We start from the raw sequence: 18529 nt of genomic DNA, 5'->3' as shown, positions 1-18529 counted from the left end.
TCTATTTCTTATGGGGCATATACAAGGCGGACCATCACCATTGCAACGGTTGGCTAGCTTATTACATACTGAACGGAAAACGATCAATTATATATTTATTTATGCCATCGTCATCGGTATTTTTAGTTTGACTATTCCAATAGGGATAACAGCTATCTTTAATTTTTTAAGCAATGGAGCGATGTATAGCTCTACCTATATCTTAATTGCTTTTGTGTTATTTGGCGTGATTGTGGGCGGGGTATTATTGATCGGACAATTGACCTTAGTCGAGTATTTAGAGCAGAAAATCTTTCTAAAATCGGCGGTTGAATTTTCTTATCGCCTGCCGAGAATTAAACCTAAAGAGTTACTTGGAAAAAATCTTGTGGAGTTGGTCAACCGATTTTTTGATGTTATCATTATCCAAAAGGGAATTATCAAACTTTTGATCGATATCATCGCTGCAGTGGTGACAATTTTCTTTAGCGTGGTCTTATTATCATTTTATCATCCTGCATTTCTGGCCTTTGGCCTTATTGTCATTTTTTCTGTTATTACGATACTTGTTTTATACTATAAAAGAGGGTTGAAAACAAGTATTGAAGAGTCTGAATACAAATATGAGACGGTAGCCTATTTGGAAGCTGTTGCCGGACAAATTGACCATTATCGTGCTGATGAGATGAAAATGAACGAAGTGACAAAAACAACAGATTATATTGTCAGTAAGTATTTAGGGGCGAGAAACGATCATTTTAAGATTTTAAAGCGCTTTTTTATTGGTTCTGTCCTACTTCGCACCCTGTTGTTTGGAGCGATGCTCTTGCTTGGATCTTATTTTGTTGTGGAGCGGCAAATGACTTTTGGTCAATTTGTTGCGGCTGAAGTTGTCATCGTTCAAATTGGTTATGCCATTGAAAAACTGATGACAAATTTGAATACGATTTTTGATATGCTTACTGGAGTTGTCAAATTGGCGGCTGTAACGGATCTTGCGTTGGAGGAGGACGCTGCGGTTTATGTTGATTAATAAGGATCGTTCGAGTCAGAAAACGCTCTCATGGAGAGATCTTTCCGATGATGCAGTTGGCAAGTTATTGAAAGAGCGGGGATCCCTAGTCTTGGGGCGAATTCTTGTGTTTTCTGGGATTGTTTTTGTACTAGCACTTTTTCTCCCATGGAGGCAGACAATTCCTGGAGTAGGAGCGGTTACCGCTTTACGTCCACAGGACAGACCGCAGACCATCCAAAATCAGATTGGTGGTCGCATTGAGTATTGGGCGGTTACCGAAGGGCAGGAAGTGAAGAAAGGTGATACGATTTTAGTGCTTTCGGAGACTTCTCAATCTTATTTTGATCCCATGTTACCATTGCGATTAGAAGAGCAATTGAATGCCAAACAAAGCGGAGAAGATGCTGCTAATCAAAAAATGAAAGCCACTGAAGCACAGATTGAAGCATTGAAAAATGGGCTTGATTTCCAGCTTGCGTCAGCTAAAAATAAGGTGATTCAAGCTCAAAATCTGGTAAAAATAGATAGCGCAGAATTGGTCGCTGTCATGAGCTTTTTTGAGACCAGCGAAAAGCGGCTCAAACGGTACGAAGAGGGCTATCGTGACGGTTTATTTTCCTTAACAGATATTGAAACAAGGCGCTTAAATCTGCAAAATGATCGAGCTAAAGTTGTAAGTGCAGATAACAAGTTGTCGAATTCAAGACAATCATTAACGAATGCCAGTATCGAATTAAACAATATCCGTGCAAAGTACAATGAATCATTGGCGAAAGCGCAGTCCGATTTAAGTTCCGCCTTTTCCTCCAAAGCCTCAGTACAAGGGGATATCGCCAAACTGAGAAATGAGATATCCAATATTGATGTACGACGTGGGTTATATGTCGTGAGGGCGCCACAAGATGGTTTTATTGTAAAAACCTTTAAGGCAGGAATTGGTGAAAATATGAAGGAAGGAGAGTCCGTTGCGACATTACAGCCTAAAAAACCACTGCTTGCCGTAGAGCTTTATGTAAACGCAATGGATGTTCCACTGATTGAGCCGGAAAGTGATGTAAGGCTACAATTTGATGGCTGGCCATCGATCCAATTTTCCGGATGGCCGTCTGTCGCGGTCGGTACCTTTGCTGGAAAAGTTTCAGTCATCGATAAAGTGAGTAGTACGAATGGCCGATTTAGGATTTTGATACGCGCAACAGATCCTGTTCCGGAAGGAGATGAGCCCTGGCCTGTTCAGTTAAATCAAGGCTCAGGTGCTTATGGAAGGGTTATTTTAAATAAAGTCCCATTATGGTATGAGATATGGCGACAGTTGAATGGCTTTCCGCCGAGTTTGGAAAGAGAACCAAAAGAAAGGGAGAAAAAGTAATTGTTATATGAATAAATTGAATTTTATTTTTATCGTGTTTTGCTTTTTTTTCTCTCCTTATCTTTCGGCTCAGGAAAAGGAGTATGGAGCAACGAATACTTTTACCGTGGATGACATGGAAGAGCTTTTAATGGCCAATCATCCCATCGTTAAACAAGTGAATCTGCTGAGTGAAACTGCAAAAGCCCAGGTAACACAGGCGTTAGGAAAGTTTGATCCGACGCTAAATTCCAGTTTTAAAAATAAGCATTTTGGCAAGACGGATTATTACAATCAGTGGAATAGTGAGTTGAAAATTCCACTTTGGTTAGCTGGCGCAGATCTGAAAATTGCTTATGATCGAAATGTTGGTGATTATACAAACCCGCAATCCCGAACAAATAATGCAGGGCTTTCCGCAATCGGTTTAAGTATTCCATTGGGGCAAGGTTTAATTGTCGATAGCAGAAGAAATACGTTGCAGCAGGCAAAGGCTATGATCAGCTACCTAGAAGGCGAAAAGATAAAACAAATAAATGCCATTTGGTTTCAGGCACTTTCAGATTACTGGAATTGGTATTTTGCCTATCAACAGTATCAGCTTTTATTGGAGGGTGTAAAATTGGCTGATCAACGGTTTAAAGCAATCAGTGAGCAGACGACGCTGGGAGATAAACCTGTAATTGATTCCATCGAAGCTTCGGTCGTTGTAAAAGAACGGCGGATAGAACTTTCAAAGTATGAAGTTGAACTTAAAAACGCGAAAATTGTATTGTCCAATCATCTGTGGAATGATCAACAATTTCCAGTAGAACTTCCAGATCATGCCATACCGCTTAAGCTCGAAGATCCTGCTATTTTGCCAGATAATAGTGTGATCGAGGCACTTCTTGATTCGGCAAAAATTGCTCATCCCGAAATGATCAAGTTGGCTAGTAAAAATCAACAACTTCTATTTGAGGAACGTTATCGAAAAGAAATGCTTAAACCTAAATTTAATGTGTCAGGCACGCTCATTTCTAGCCGTCACGGTTTTAATGACTTTGTACCACCGCAGTATGATTTTAATTGGCAGAATTATAAAGTAGGTTTTGAATTTGCTTTTCCACTTTTTATTCGCGCCGAACGTGGGAAGCTCAAAGAAGTACGGATTAAGCAAGATCAGCTACGATTTGAACAGGTTGCGACCGAGAGAAATATTTACAATGAAGTCGTTAAGAAGTATAATGATTTAAATGCTTACAGTAAACAGATTGAACTTCAATCGATCAATATAAGTAATCAGGAACTGCTTCTTAGGGGTGAATTAAATAAGTTTGAACTGGGGGAATCCACCTTGTTTGTTGTTAATAGTAGGGAAAATAAGCTGATCGAAATGCGTATCAAGCAAGAGAAGCTTGTTACGGACTACAGAAAGGCACTAGCGGAATTATATTACAAAGCCGGAACTAAATTTTAATCCCATTTTAATCTGCATTTTATTTTTAATCTCATTTTAATATAAGTCCTAAAATTCTAATAGAAAGTTAATTCCAGATTCATTCGGTTGCCATGATGACCTATTAATTTTGTATAAAAATAATTGGATATGGCAAAGGCAATGCGTGTATTGATTCCAAGTGATTTTACGATTGATTCACTTTTTTTTGTGATTCATAGTATAGAGCAATCGACAGCCGAAGAACTTGATATCATTCTTGTCTATGGTAATAAGAGCAGTACATCGATCAGCGAACTATTGGGAATCACATTGGATGACCAACTCAGTAATCTTCAATCGGAGGACTTTTTGAAGGCCTGCCAGATGATCTGTCATCGTTATGAAAATCGTAAGCTAAATATCTATACAGATATCATCGGCTCTGACAATCTCAATTATTTACAACATTATTTGCACGGAGCTCGGATTGATGAAGTCAAAGTTCCCACAGATTATGAATTTGAAAAAAGAACACGGCATTTTTTCGACGTCGGACAGGCTTTGCTTCACTTGAGTAAAAGTAAACAGAAGAATGTATCGATTGTAGCGAGACCTGGGACAAGCAAAACGGGGGGAAATGTCTTGGCGGATTTATTTTTTAACAAGAAATGGGATGTTAACTATTAAGAGAAAAATATTGGCAAGGTTCAACTTCGTGCTGTTGTCCTTTTTGCTTTTAGGTGCTAGTTCGATGGTTATGTTTTATGAAAACCCCGAGCGGCTTTTAGAAGGGGAGTGGGAAGAGCAAGGTTGGTACTTTGAGAAAGTGGAGAAGTCTCCAACGTTCAAAAAACAGGCGGTTATACATGAGGGAATAAAAGATGCTGCAATCGCTCACCTTCCACCCTTGCAGGATGGGTTATGGCATTTTGAAAAAATGGGTGACAAAAATTTTATTGCCCATCATGAGGACAAACAATACAATTGGTTTTTGAAAGGACGAGGCCATATCCTTGAGCTTCGGAAAAATGATAAGCTTATAGAGAGCTTTGTCATACAAAAATTGAATAAAAACCAATTGGTGCTGCATCTCAATTTGGATATGCAGACGAAAGGAATTGCACGTATTGTGCTGAAGAAAGGAGGAAAAGAGAAGTATGCTGAGAAAATATAGTAACCATAGGACGATTCAAGATAATATCAAATTAGGGGCAATAACTGCATTTTCTGCAGGAATGGTCAATGTCGCATCTGTCATTGTCTTTTTTTCGTTTACCTCTAATGTTACGGGATATTATGCTGTCTTTGCGCAGGAGCTAGCGAAAGGAAATTGGTATCAAGGTGCAGTAGTGCTATTTTGGATTTTACTTTTTTTAGTCGGGAGTATGCTTTCGAATCTTATCATCATTCATGGTAAAGGACGTTTTAGCTCCTATCTGACACATTCCATTCCTTTGGCATTAGAAATACTGAGTATATTATTTGTCGGGATATATCTTGATGTATTTTATGAAGATTCTTTGAAAGAAACAGAGATTCTTGTCGGGGCGTTGCTGTTTGCAATGGGATTACAAAATGGTTTAACAGCGAGCATATCGAATTCTGTTGTGAAAACGACACACTTGACAGGACTAACGACAGATTTAGCAATATTGATTTCGATGTTCACTAAGGAGTCGAACCGAAGCAATAAGGCATTGGTCGACAAATTCCATTTACTGCTGAGTATCGTGGGAGCCTATGTCATGGGAGGGCTTGTGAGCGGTATTTCATTCACCTATTTATCGAATAAGACATTTTACGTGGTTTGTTTTGTTCTTTTAATCATTGGTTTGTACGACCATTACAAGTTGTATCTATTGAAAAAGCAATTTGTGAATCGTCATCGCCAGCCAGTGGCAGCTTAGTTGACCGAGAAAGTTCTTGGTTAACTAAGCAAAAGGGCAAATATTTTTTAATCGCATTTCAAAAAATGCGATTTTTTTTGTCCGAAAAATGCTTATCTTCAACCTCGGTTATCACGCTCTACCAATGCGCATGAAAGACTACTTAATCAATTTAAAACCGTATCATGATCAAATTCTTTTCCATCCGGCCTTTTTGGGCACTCTCTCTAATTTCTCTGTCAGTATCACCGCTCTGTGTAAAACAGGTTTGTGCGCAAGAATTGCACAGCCAAAGATCAGTACATGATCAACATAAAAACCAACAGAATCTTTTACGAGCAATTCAGTTAATTGATCGATCAATGGAAGTTTATTTCTCCGATGACGATTTCAAAATGCATCGTTTTTATAATCCATTTACGCAGGTTCGATCCGAAGAAAAAGCGAGTGTATGGATGTACTCTGCTTCCATAGAAGCTGTAAATGCTGTGTTGAGCGGCTTGAAAAAGCAACAAAAGGCAGGTAATACCGAGCTTTACGGAAAGTATTATTCCCGCTATGTGGATTTATTGGCTAAGCTTCATGCAAATGCAGCTTATTATTTAGGGACATTTACGCTAACATCTTTTACACAACATAAAGAATGGACGGTGTATGCTGTCGATCGCGTCCGAGAAAAAGGAAAAGCAAATGTAACGGGAGTACTGAATGTCTATGATGATCAGATGTGGCTAGTACGGGAATTATTGGAAGCTTATCATTTGACTGGGCAAGAACGCTATTTGCAAGAAGCTGAATACCTTACTGCTTATGTTCTTGATGGTTGGGACTGTACTTTGGATGAGAAAGGGAAAGAGCATGGTGGAATCCCATGGGGCCCAGGATATGTAACTAAGCATGCCTGTAGTAATGCACCGATTATTAGTCCGCTTGTTGCATTGTATGAAATCTATAAAAAGAAAGGAGATCAAATCGTTGCGCATTCCATTGATCCGAAAGATAAACTAACTCGTATTTCTAAAAAAGAGAAGAAGAGCGATTTTTATCTCCGTTATGCTAAAAGGATTTATGACTGGCAAAAGGCATATCTTCTTAATGAAAAAGGTGTTTATGCGGATATGATGGGTGATTGTTTTCCAGATTGTTCGATAGCTTATGAAACGGTCAACGGTGTACAATACCGAAAAAATACCCAGCTCAGAAAAGCGGTTGGAACAGCATTTTCCTATAATAGTGGAACGATGATTTCTGGAGCAGCCGACTTATATCGTGTTACGAAAGCAAAAAGCTATTTAGAAGATGGCAAGAAACTGGCCGACGCGACTTTTACTTATTTTGGAAAGTTAGGGCAGCAGATTCCTGAGCACTATACCTATGCGACAGATGGTTTTAATAATTGGTTTAACGGCGTATTATTAAGAGGATATACTGCTATATCTCCGAATTATAGCAAAGCTGGAGTCTATGCAAAATCTTTTCAGGATAACTTAGATTATGGCTATACCCACTTCTTGAAAGATGGATTTCTGCCGAATGATTTGCTTGGAGGCTGGGCAGCTGATAAAAGTAAGAATGATTTGGAAGGAATGTTCATGTTCACTTATGCAGCACAGTATGCAACACTTGCGCAAGTTGAATCAACACAATAGGTGTGCGCCTAGACGGACACCTATTTTTATTCAGATATGATTATTTGCTCGGTCAAGATTTAGATAAAGCAGTTTGAGCGTCCTGAAATTCGGTAGGGCTCTGTCCAAACTGCTTTTGAAAATTACGTGAGAAATGAGTAGCGGAACTGTAGCCCAATAAATTAGAAATTTCGTAAACTTTATATTGTTTTTGAATAAGCAGTTCTGCTGCTTTTCTGAGCCGAGTTAAATTAATCAGTTCATTGGGTGATAGGCTGGATACCACATTGATTTTGCGATAGAGTGTAGGTCTGCTCATGCAGAGAATATCGGCCATTCTATCGACATTAAACTGGGGATCATCGAGATGTTGCATAATGATTTCTTCAATCTTCAGCAAGAACTCTTGTTCACTTTGATTTTGCCCGATCTGTTGGATTTGTGACATCGGATTTTTAATAAAAAACTCCTTGACCTTAACTCTATTCTTTAATAAACTGGCTATTTGTGCTCTTAAAAAAGCGGGCGAAAAAGGTTTTTCAATGTAAGCGTCGGCACCAAATTCTAAACCCTGAATTTTTGATTCAATACTATTTTTTGCTGTCAAAAGTATAACTGGAATATGTGCATAAGCGATATCCTCCTTAATTTTTTGACAGAGCTCAAAACCATCCATTTCTGGCATCATTACATCACTTACGATCAGATCGAAATATTCAGAGGCTAATAAATCTAGGGCTTCTCTTCCATTAGAACTCGTTGTTATCTGATAATCTTCATTGAGATCATCCGCAATAAATTCAAGCAGTTCGGTATGATCATCTACTAATAATAAATTGGATTTGGCATTCATAATTATGGGTTTGTATTGTGATTCAACGGTAACGTCAAGCTAAATACGTTCAATTGGAGGTCGTTTGTACTATATAACAAGGTACCTTGGTGTTTTAAGGTTAGGGATCTTGTCAATGCCAAGCCTAGACCACTTCCGGGAACATTCTTATTTTGCTTTAAACGATTGAATGGTTCAAAAATTCTTTCCCTTTCTTCTGAAGGAATTAAAGCTCCGTCGTTTTTCACGGTCAATATAAAGATATTTTTCTGTTTATCCATATTCAAATTCACTTCAATATAGGATGAGGAATATTTAAGGGCATTATTCAATAAGTTGTAACAAATCTTGTCGAATGCGTCGATATCGACTTGACCTATAATATCCGGCATAATGTGTGACACAATCTGCTTTCCCTGTGCCTGGAGTGTGACCGTAAAATTGTTGATGATTTCCTGAACCGTTTGGCTTATGTTTTCTGACTCAAAGTGTAATTTGAATCCTTCCGTTTCGACCTGTCTAAAATCCAGTAATTGGTTACTAAGCGCAATCAACTTCTCCGTATTGTTCTGCATGGTCAATAATAGCTTGTCTGTTACAGGATTGTGATCTACCTTATCCATAAGCTTCTCTAAGGGGGCCTTGATCAATGTCAATGGTGTGCGTATTTCATGGGCAACATCGGTGTAAAAATTGATTTTTGAGCGGTAGAGTTCTTGCTCACGTAGATTTTGTACGGTTAGAAGGTGTTGTCGATTGCGTTGTTTGATCTTTTCATTGAAATGATGAATAACAAATACAATGAGCCCCACAAGGATTAGTGCGTAGCAAACAAAAGCCGGTATACTTGCCCATATAGGAGGAAGAATCGTGATTTTAAGACTAGCAAAGGTGGGTATTGTATTACCATTTGGATCCTCCGCTTTTACGGTAAAAACATAGTTCCCAGGCGCAAGTTTGGTGAAGTAAGCACGTTGATTGCTTGTAATGTCTATCCAATTGTCGTCAAGACCATCCATTTTATAACTATAGTGAATAGAGTGGGGGGCTTGGTAGTGTAATGCCGCAAAATCAAGACTGAAGGATGATTCGTCGTGTTTTAGTTTGATATTTTTTGTGAATAAGATTGATTTGGATAAAATACTTGCATCGGTATATTGATTGATCGCTCTATTGTTGATGTAAAAATTAGTGATATAAATCGGTATTTGATTCTTATAGTTAATTTGGTTTAGTTTTTCCGGGTTGAAACGTATAAGGCCATTGATGGTACCGAAGTAGAAGTTCCCATTGTCGTCATCAAAAGATGAATTGTAATTGAACTGAATCGTCGGTAGGCCTGACTCCAAGTTGAAGATCCGTTTTCTGCCATTGGGCAGATGAAAGCGTACCAGCCCTTTAGAGGTACTTACCCAGAGATTCTGTTGTTTGTCTTCTAAAAATGCGAGCGTTACGTTACTGGGCATTCCTTCTTCCAGGCCAATGTTTTCAAAACTGTCCTGATTTAATTTCTTCTTAGCCATTCCACCTTCAGTGGCGATCCAAATTTGATTTTTTGAATCCTCAAATAGACTATTGACCCTATTGTTAGGCAAAGAATTGGGGTCATTCTGATGATGTGTATAATGTTTGAAATAACGTGTGGTCGGATTATAGCAAAATAGCCCATCGCGCCATGTACCTACCCAGATATTTCCCTCTTTATCTTCCAAAATAGTCGTGTAAAACATGTATTCGGGGACATTATCAATGAGGTGAAAAGACTTTTTTTCAAAGTTAAACCGGTATAAGCCACGAGTTGATGCAGCTATAATGTCTCCTTTTCGAGTTTTATAGAGATAAAATAGAAAATTGCTTTGTAGATCAGAAGGGGTTGCATTGTTATTGCGATCGATGTGATAAATGACTTTTTGAAGCTTTGGCGAAAATATGTCCAGGCCATTGACGAAGGTGCCGATCAGTAGTTTATCACCAATAGGAAGAACGCCATGGATATTATTGTTTGCCAGATTTCCCTGCTTATCGGAAAAGTTTTGGATATTACCCGACTTAGGGTCCAGTTTAGATAGTCCTCCATTTTCGGTGCCTATCCATATATTCTGATCGATATCTTTTTTGATAATGCGTACAACAGAGCCTTTTAGGCTCCCGGGGCGATCTTGTGGGAGGAATTTTTCGATGATACTATTGTTCTTATGATAATAGTTGATCCCACCAAAATAGGTTCCCAGCCAAATACCCTCATCCTTATCCTGTAGGATGTTATAAATGGCATTGTCAGATATACCCCAAGGGTTTTCTTGTTCTTTCTGAATGTTGATGTAACGTCGGCTAGCAATTTGATAAATGAAGAGGCCAGACTCCGTTGCAAACCAATATTCATGATCATTTGGCTGTATAATATCTCTGACATAGAGAAATTGATGCAGTTGATCTGGTCCAAGGATAGACTTAAGGGATTTATCTTGAAAGCGATAGCAATAAACACCAGTTTTTGAAGTACCAATCAATAAGTCTCCGTCGCGGTTTTCCATTATTTTCTCAATACTAAACCAATCCTTAGCACCATATTTTGCTTGAAAGTCAAGCATGAGTACGGGTTTTCCGGAAGGACCTATTTGGAAGATTTTGCCTTCAGGAGTTCCAAAAAATACAGCTCCATTTTTTGTGCAGCTGATGGACGTAATATAGAGATCTGATTTTGTAAATTGTTGAATTGCATGACTAACTAAATCATGGCAATAGAGCATTCCATTTGATATAAACCAGATCCTTTTGCGTTGATCGGTAATAATAACAGGGACGTCCGCATTTTCAAATTGTTTACTCAGCAGTCTAAATTGTTCATCGACGGGGTTGTAACAATAGATTCCCTGATCTGTACCAATCCAAATTCTCTTTCGAAAATCTTCTTTTAATGAAATGATATTATTGCCCCCCAGACTATTTTTTCCGGATTTTGATGCATCAAAATGTTTGAAATTATTACCATCAAAACGATTTAACCCATCTTTTGTACCGAACCAGAGAAAGCCCTGACTATCTTGCATACTACAAATGACAGCATTGTTAGACAATCCTTCATTGATTTGATAATGATTGAAATAATAGGGCTGTGCATGGAGCAACGAGGGGAGCAACAGAAAAAATAGAAGACGTAAAGGCTTTAGGTTGATCATGATCATTTGGTTATTGATACAAAATAGTGCTAAAATGAAACAATTTAATCTTAAAATTTCTGAAAAATTTAAGACTTTAGCTTATATATTGTAAGCGTTAAAATTATAAAAAATCTAGAAAAGGACGTATGTTCTATCTAAACAAAGATTATAAACCATTTAAAATATTACGAATGAGAGGAAAATTGACCTTGCTTGGTCTTTCTGCAATGCTGGCATTTTGTGTGTCTTGTCAGCAATCGACTGGTTCCAAAACTTCAAAAGCAGATTCTTTATCGGCCTACATGGATACCGCACAGTTCAGCGGAACTATTGATCAAAAACAGGCTTATCTATATGAACTGAGCAATAAAAATGGCGTACAAGCTTATTTTACCAATTTTGGTGCACGTTTAGTGGGATTATGGGTGCCTGACAATAAGGGGGAGTTATGCGATGTTGTTTTGGGTTTTTCTAAAGCGGCTGATTATAATAATCCCAAAGAACCATTTTTTGGTACTATTGTAGGGCCTTTTGGTAATCGGATTGCTAAGGGAAAATTTAAGTTGGATGATAAAACCTATACATTGGCGGTAAATAACGGTCCTAATACACTGCATGGAGGTTTTAAAGGTGTGCATTTTGCCAATTGGACCTTAAAATCGTCAGATAAATCGTCTCTTACTTTTGCTTATACCTTACCTGATGGACACGAGGGTTTTCCAGGAAACATCCAGATGGAAGTGACCTATACGCTTAACGATAATAATGAATTGATGATTGCCTATCGTGCTACTTCCGATAAAAAGACGGTGATCAATTTGACCAACCATGCTTACTTTAATTTAAATGGTGAGGGAAGCGGTACAATTCTGGATCATCAGCTTCAATTGTTTGCTAATGAATACACACCAGTGGATAGTACACTCATACCAACAGGGCAATTAGCACCGGTAAAGGGAACAGCTTTTGATTTTACAATCTTGAAACCAATAGGAAAAGATATTAATGCCAATGATCAGCAACTGAGCTTTGGAAAGGGCTATGATCACAACTTTGTCTTAAGCAAGGAGAAAGATGGTGAGTGGTACAAAGCAGCCCATGTGATTGGAGATAAATCGGGTATTGTTATGGATATTCTGACCGCAGAACCTGGAATACAATTTTATAGCGGTAATTTTATGAATGAACAAGTGCAATTGAAGAATGGAAAAAAAGATTCCTTTCGTACGGCCTTTTGCCTCGAACCGCAGCATTTTCCGGATGCCCCAAACCAACCTAATTTTCCAACAACTGTCCTAAACCCCGGGCAAGTTTATCAAACGAAATCCCTGTATCGTTTTTCGGTAAAATAATACATATTTAATAATGATTGGTTTGAAAGTACACCACTGAAAAGAGGTGTACTTTCTCTTTATAATAGACTTTAAAACGTTTTAGGTCTATTTTATTTATTTGATACAAATAGGCAGTTTTTTGAGAAAAAACGAAAGTCTGTACGATTGAATATACCTTAATTTTGGACAAATCAATTATACAAACTAATCAATCTAGGTATGTTTAAGGGTCTTAAATGTCTGCCACTATCTGCTACATTGCTCTGCTGTGCGAGCAGTTTTATCCCCTTAGCAAAGGGAGCTAATTTAATTCCGGTTTCTTCAGAAGGGATCGAGTTGCAAAAAGCAATAAAAGGGGTTGTTAAGGATAAGGATGGCAATCCTATAGTAGGAGCGACGGTCGCATTGAAATCAAAACCCAATATTGCAGTCTCAACAGATGCGAAAGGTAATTTTAACTTGACAGGTGTCAATGCCGGTGAACTTTTGACCATAAGATCTGTAGGCTACCTTTCCAAAGAAGTGATGGCAATCGCTGACTTGGCAATCACTTTGGAAGATGAAAATTCGCGCATTGATGAAGTGGTCGTTGTAGGTTACGGTACGCAGAAGAAAGAATCCGTTACCGGTGCAATCACCGCAATTTCTTCTCAGGATATCTCCAGATCTGTTGCTACAACAACGTCTGGAGCCTTAGTAGGGAAGATCGCCGGTGTTAACAGCAGGATGTCGGATGGGCGTCCTGGAGCTCCAACAGGAATTAGTATCCGCAATATGGGGACACCCTTATATGTGATCGACGGTGTTCAAAAGGATGAAGGGCAGTTCAATAATTTAGATTTCAATGATATTGAATCGGTTTCGGTATTAAAGGATGCGTCTGCTGCTATTTATGGTGTGCGTGCTGCCAACGGCGTTGTTGTGGTGACGACAAAGAAGGGGAAGCGTGGCGATAATAATACCTTTAATATCAATTCATATTATGGCTGGCAGAGTATGTTTCGTTTTCCCAAGCCAGCCGATGCCAGTACTTATATCAAAAGCTATATTCAGTCTGATGCTATTCTCGGAACTGAACATCCACAATATACGTTGGCAGATCTCGAAAAATGGCAACAAGGTACCGAGAAGGGATATCGTCCTTTTGATTGGTATGATTATATTCTCAAAACTAGCCCACAAACTTATATCTCGGGTAATGTCAGTGGTGGGTCCGAAAAAATTAATTATTACCTGAGTGTAGGGCATCTGGACCAGCAGTCCATCATTCGTAATTACGGCGGCTTCAATCGTACCAATGTGCAGATGAATATTGACGCGAACGTATCAAAACGATTAAAGATTGGTGCTAATTTGAATGGGCGGATCGAACAGCGCAAACAACCGGGTGTACCTGGTGCTGACGATACTTGGCAGGCTTTATTTGCGATATATCGCAACCTGCCTACTGCACGGCCTTTTGCCAACGACAATCCTTTATATCCAACGCAGACATCGCCCAATGCGGAAACTAACTTTGCGATGCTGAATTATGATCTGTCCGGTACTTATCAGGAAAAATGGCGGGTGATGCAGTTAAATTTTAATGCGGAATATAAGATCACAAATGATTTGATCGCTAAGGGAACAGTAGGCTATTATCTGGCCAATAAATGGATGGATAATCAGGAGTTTACCTATAAACTATATGGCTACGATGAGAAGACAGATACGTACCCGGTAACTTTTAGCATGGACAACCCTTGGCGGGAGAGATCTATTTCGCAGGTTGAAGAAATCTCAACCCAATTTACCTTAAATTATAACAAGCGATTCGGCAAACATGGAATCAATGCCGTGCTTGCTGCGGAGTCCATAAAAAGGGATAATCCAGATGTTTATGTACACGATCGTCCAGCCTCTAATGCCTTGAGTTTGATCTATTTTCAGACGATGGACACCTACAATGATACTGGAGTGAATACCCAGGCGAGAGCCGGTTTTGCAGGTAGGGTCAATTATGATTATGACCAGAAGTATCTTTTGGAGCTTTCTTCGCGCTATGACGGTTCATGGAAATTCGCGCCAGGAAGCCGATGGGGATTTTTTCCTTCGGTATCTGCAGGCTGGCGTGTTTCATCTGAAAAGTTCTGGTCTGAAGGTATGAGAAAGGTATTTGACGATGTGAAGTTAAGGGGATCTTACGGTGTATTGGGCGATGATAATTTGGATGCCTGGGAATATTTTGCTTTTGGTTATCTAAGTGGATATAATTATTTCCGAAAACCAGTCCGTGATGGCTATCAAAATATCGTCGGTTCGACAATTGACGGGAAGTATGTTATCGGTTCTCAAGCACGTGGCCTTCCCGTTAAAACGCTTTCTTGGATTCAGGCCCATATGCTAAATGTTGGTTTGGACTTTAGTACACTAAAAGGTAAATTAACAGGTTCGGTAGATGTCTTCCGTCGAAAAAGAACAGGACTGCCTGCCAAGCGAGAAGATGTATTGATACCGAATGAAGTAGGCTTTAGTTTACCTTATGAAAATCTGAATTCGGATATTCATCAAGGTATCGATGGATCATTAATGTGGCGGAGTAGCGTCAATGGATTTAACTATTTCGTAGGCGGTAATTTCACTTTCGCACGGCAAACTGACGGCGAACAATATAAACCACGTTTTGGAAACTCTTTGGATCAATATCGAAAATCGATCTATGACCGTTATGCCTTTCTCAATTGGGGATTACATTCCATTGGACAATTCCAGTCGTGGGAAGAAATTGCCAATTATGATATAGACAATGACCGTAAAGGCAACTCATCATTACGGCCGGGTGATATTAAGTATGAAGATATTAATGGCGATAAAGTGATCAATGAGCTGGATGAACGGCCAATCGGATATCGACAAGGCGGTCTTCCTTATTTCAATTACGGAATTAACCTTGGCGGCCAATTTAAGGGATTTGATTTGGCAATGGATTTCACCGGAGCAGCTTTTGCTTCTTTTAATCCCAGTTATGAAGCTGTTTTCCCTTTCCATGATGGTGGCAACAATCCGCAATACTATATGGAAAACCAGTGGATGCTGAGCGATATTACGGATCCAAATAGTGCCTTGATCCCAGGAAAGTACCCTACATTAATTAAAGGAAATAGAGATCATAGTAATTATTGGCATAGCGACTTCTGGCTTACCAATGTCAACTATTTGAAATTAAGAAACCTGCAGATCGGATATACTTTACCGGAGAAATGGATGAAACCTCGAGGAATTCAGAAATTGAGGATATATACCATGATGCAGAATCTGTTTAGCATAGATAATTTGGGTGATATGAAGATCGATCCAGAAATCACAAGTGATTCGGGCGTTCAGTACCCAACAAACAAAGTTATAAACGTTGGTGTTACCTTAACTTTTTAATAAGATGATAAATAAGAACGTTATTTTATTGGGTGTATGTCTCGTATGTACATTTTCAAGCTGCAATAAATTTTTGGAACGGGAATCACAGGCTATTTTTACCGACGATCAGATATTTTCGGATCAGAATATGATAAAATCTGTTCTAGCGAATTATTATGGGCGGATTAGCTGGGGACAGCAATTTGGAGACAATGGATCTTTTGCGATGTTAGATGAGGCAGGATTTTCAAGCGGTGGCCCCAATACGATGCAGGAATTTCCGAATGACTTTTGGCGTATGTACGATTATGAACTAATTCGCAATCTCAATCAATTTATCGTAGGTGTTCGTCAATCATCATTGGACGAAAATAATAAAAAGAGCATCGAAGGCGAGGCCAGATTTATTCGTGCTTGGACCTACTTTAATATGATCAAGCGTTTGGGCGGAGTTCCTTTGGTGGGTGATAAGATCTATGATTATACGGGTGGCATGGATCCAGCAGAGTTGCAGACACCGCGATCAACAGAAGCAGAGAGTTATAATTACGTGATTAACGAATGTACCGAAGCCGCTAAAATGCTCGGTACAGAGAAAACCATAAATTCAGCTAGAGCTAATAAATGGACAGCTTTGGCACTTAAGGCGCGGGCCAGTCTATACGCCGCCTCAATAGCGAAGTATAACTATAAAACGCCAGACGTCAAAACAGCAGGTAACGAGGTGGGAATCCCTGCGGCGGACGCCAATAAATATTACCAGATTGCTTACGAATCAGCATTGGATATTATCAACAATAGCCCTTATGCCCTCTATAATGGAAATGCCGATAAAGGAAAGAACTTCTATCTTGCTGTAAGTTCAAAATCAAGTAGCAATGAAGTTATTTGGGCCAAGGATTATGCGTATCCAGGTGAAACACATTTTTTCACCAACAATAACATTGCCTCATCGGTCCGTGGAGATATTGATGCCAATTTTGTTACGCCTGTTTTAAATTTGGTGGAAGCATTTGAGTATACAGATGATCGAAATGGAGCATTGAAAACGAAGACTGCTACGGGAGATTACATTTACTATAACAATCCCGAAGAGATATTCGCCCATAAGGACGCGCGTCTGTATGGTACTGTAATTTACTCTGGTGCTGATTTTGCTGGTACCAAAATCACTTACCAAGCAGGCGTTAGATATAAAGAAGGAGGTGTTTGGAAGACGATGACCGCAATACCCGGTACTTCAGATTCCAAATTCGGAGGAATTATTACAAGCAAAGATGGACCTACGACTTCCAACGATATGTATGTCAACAAAACTGGATTTAATATCCGGAAATTTATCGACGAAAATAAAGATGCCTCTACTCGTGGGCGTGGGTCGGATATTTGGTTTGTGCGCTTCCGTTATGCTGAATTTTTGTTGATCGCTGCAGAGGCAGGCCTAGAGCTTGGTAAACCACAAGCCGAGTTGACGGGATATGTCAATAAGATTAGGGAGCGTGCGGGGATACAGGCATTGACAACCATTTCCCTGAATGATATTATTCAGGAGCGCCGGGTTGAATTTGCCTTCGAAGATCATCGTTATTGGGATCTGAAGCGTTTGCGAATTGCCCATGAAATCTGGAACGGAAGCGCTGATAATTACAATGCGGTACACTATGCCCTATTTCCATACAAAATATATGCTCCGGGGGATCCGAACGATGGTAAATGGGTTTTTGAGAAACAGAAATCGAGTCATACGCTCTATCCACGAAATTTTAAATATCAGAACTATTATAATTTCATCGATCAAGATTGGATTAATAACAATCCGAAGTTAGTTCGAAATCCTTATCAATAGCATTATCCTTATGAAAACTTTTTTTTGTAAATTAATAGTCAGTTTGTGTTTGATCGTAGGTGTATTTGCGTGTGGCAAAGATAACTATGATGCCCCTAAAAGTACACTGAACGGTCGTGTAACCTACAATTCAGAACCTCTAGGAGTAAGAGGATCAAACCAGTCCGTTTCACTTCAGCTATGGCAAGATGGTTTTCCGCTTCGATCTGCTATTAATGTGTATGTGACGCAGGACGGTTCATTTGCGGCAAAACTCTTCGACGGGCAGTACAAATTGGTGGCAACCAGCGGAAATGGCCCCTGGCTGAATAGTGCGGATACAGTGCTGGTTGATGTGAGGGGCAATACAAGCATCGAGTACCCGGTTAAACCTTATTATACCATGAGTAATATTACCTATAATGTTCAAGGGAATATGCTGAAAGCTTCTTTTGACGTCAAGACAATAGATGCTTCAAGAACGATTGATTTTGCCACCTTATTGGTCAATGATACAAAATTCGTGGATTTGGGTCAATATACTTATAAGATGGAAAAAACTGGAATTAGTTCGGGGCATGTCGATCTGGAGCTGGATATCAAAGATATTTTGACCAAGAGTGCTGCAGTGCATGCGCGTGTGGGCTTGAAGATAAGCGGTATCACCGAGGCGCTATATGATAGTTCACCTAAGAAATTGAAATAACA

Annotated in this window: 13 protein-coding genes; 11 read left to right on the top strand and 2 right to left on the bottom strand. The window is 39.3% G+C overall.

The annotated features are described in order from the left end of the window. The first annotated feature begins 10 nt into the window (after positions 1-10). The 7 genes from K2F45_RS18570 (at position 11) to K2F45_RS18540 (ending at position 7297) form a co-directional block, all read left to right on the top strand. Positions 11-1012 carry an ABC transporter transmembrane domain-containing protein gene (locus K2F45_RS18570; RefSeq protein WP_248932021.1) on the top strand — a complete coding sequence of 334 codons (1002 nt, stop codon included), beginning with the start codon at positions 11-13 and terminating at the stop codon, positions 1010-1012. Then, positions 1002-2363, top strand: coding sequence for an HlyD family secretion protein (locus tag K2F45_RS18565; RefSeq protein ID WP_153845790.1), 1362 nt, complete (start codon positions 1002-1004; stop codon positions 2361-2363). The genes K2F45_RS18570 and K2F45_RS18565 overlap by 11 nt, the downstream gene beginning before the upstream one ends. A gap of 7 nt (positions 2364-2370) precedes the next feature. Continuing rightward, positions 2371-3801 carry a TolC family protein gene (locus K2F45_RS18560; protein WP_248932020.1) on the top strand — a complete coding sequence of 477 codons (1431 nt, stop codon included), beginning with the start codon at positions 2371-2373 and terminating at the stop codon, positions 3799-3801. 129 nt (positions 3802-3930) lie between these two features. Continuing rightward, a complete protein-coding gene (locus K2F45_RS18555; protein ID WP_248932019.1) occupies positions 3931-4449 on the top strand; it encodes a hypothetical protein in 519 nt (172 codons plus the stop codon). Further along, positions 4436-4936, top strand: a complete 501-nt coding sequence (locus K2F45_RS18550; RefSeq protein WP_248932018.1) for a hypothetical protein — start codon at positions 4436-4438, stop codon at positions 4934-4936. The genes K2F45_RS18555 and K2F45_RS18550 overlap by 14 nt, the downstream gene beginning before the upstream one ends. Beyond that, entirely contained in the window at positions 4920-5669 is a 750-nt protein-coding gene (locus tag K2F45_RS18545) for a YoaK family protein (RefSeq protein WP_248932017.1), read from the top strand. Before K2F45_RS18550 ends, K2F45_RS18545 begins: the two co-directional genes overlap by 17 nt. Before the next feature lie 164 nt (positions 5670-5833). Further along, entirely contained in the window at positions 5834-7297 is a 1464-nt protein-coding gene (locus K2F45_RS18540) for a glycoside hydrolase family 76 protein (RefSeq protein WP_248932016.1), read from the top strand. 52 nt (positions 7298-7349) lie between these two features. Here the strand turns inward: K2F45_RS18540 and K2F45_RS18535 are convergent, their stop codons facing one another. Next, a complete protein-coding gene (locus K2F45_RS18535) occupies positions 7350-8129 on the bottom strand; it encodes a response regulator transcription factor (protein ID WP_075993465.1) in 780 nt (259 codons plus the stop codon). A gap of 2 nt (positions 8130-8131) precedes the next feature. Then, a complete protein-coding gene (locus K2F45_RS18530; protein WP_248932015.1) occupies positions 8132-11287 on the bottom strand; it encodes a sensor histidine kinase in 3156 nt (1051 codons plus the stop codon). A gap of 173 nt (positions 11288-11460) precedes the next feature. On the opposite strand from K2F45_RS18530, the gene K2F45_RS18525 reads away from it, so the two are divergent. The 4 genes from K2F45_RS18525 to K2F45_RS18510 all read left to right on the top strand — a co-directional run bounded on the left by K2F45_RS18525 (position 11461) and on the right by K2F45_RS18510 (position 18527). Beyond that, entirely contained in the window at positions 11461-12621 is a 1161-nt protein-coding gene (locus tag K2F45_RS18525; protein WP_248932014.1) for an aldose epimerase family protein, read from the top strand. Between the two features lie 201 nt (positions 12622-12822). After that, positions 12823-16014, top strand: coding sequence for a SusC/RagA family TonB-linked outer membrane protein (locus K2F45_RS18520; protein ID WP_248932013.1), 3192 nt, complete (start codon positions 12823-12825; stop codon positions 16012-16014). A 4-nt stretch (positions 16015-16018) separates the two neighbouring features. Next, on the top strand, positions 16019-17842 hold the full coding sequence (locus K2F45_RS18515) for a RagB/SusD family nutrient uptake outer membrane protein (RefSeq protein ID WP_248932012.1): 1824 nt from the start codon (positions 16019-16021) through the stop codon (positions 17840-17842). Positions 17843-17852: 10 nt separating this feature from the next. Further along, complete coding sequence (locus tag K2F45_RS18510; RefSeq protein WP_248932011.1) at positions 17853-18527, top strand: DUF3823 domain-containing protein; 675 nt, start codon at positions 17853-17855, stop codon at positions 18525-18527. Positions 18528-18529: the final 2 nt, after the last annotated feature.

The organism is Sphingobacterium siyangense (genome assembly GCF_023277505.1).
GTDB lineage: Bacteria > Bacteroidota > Bacteroidia > Sphingobacteriales > Sphingobacteriaceae > Sphingobacterium > Sphingobacterium siyangense.
This window is presented reverse-complemented; position numbering and strand designations above follow the sequence as displayed.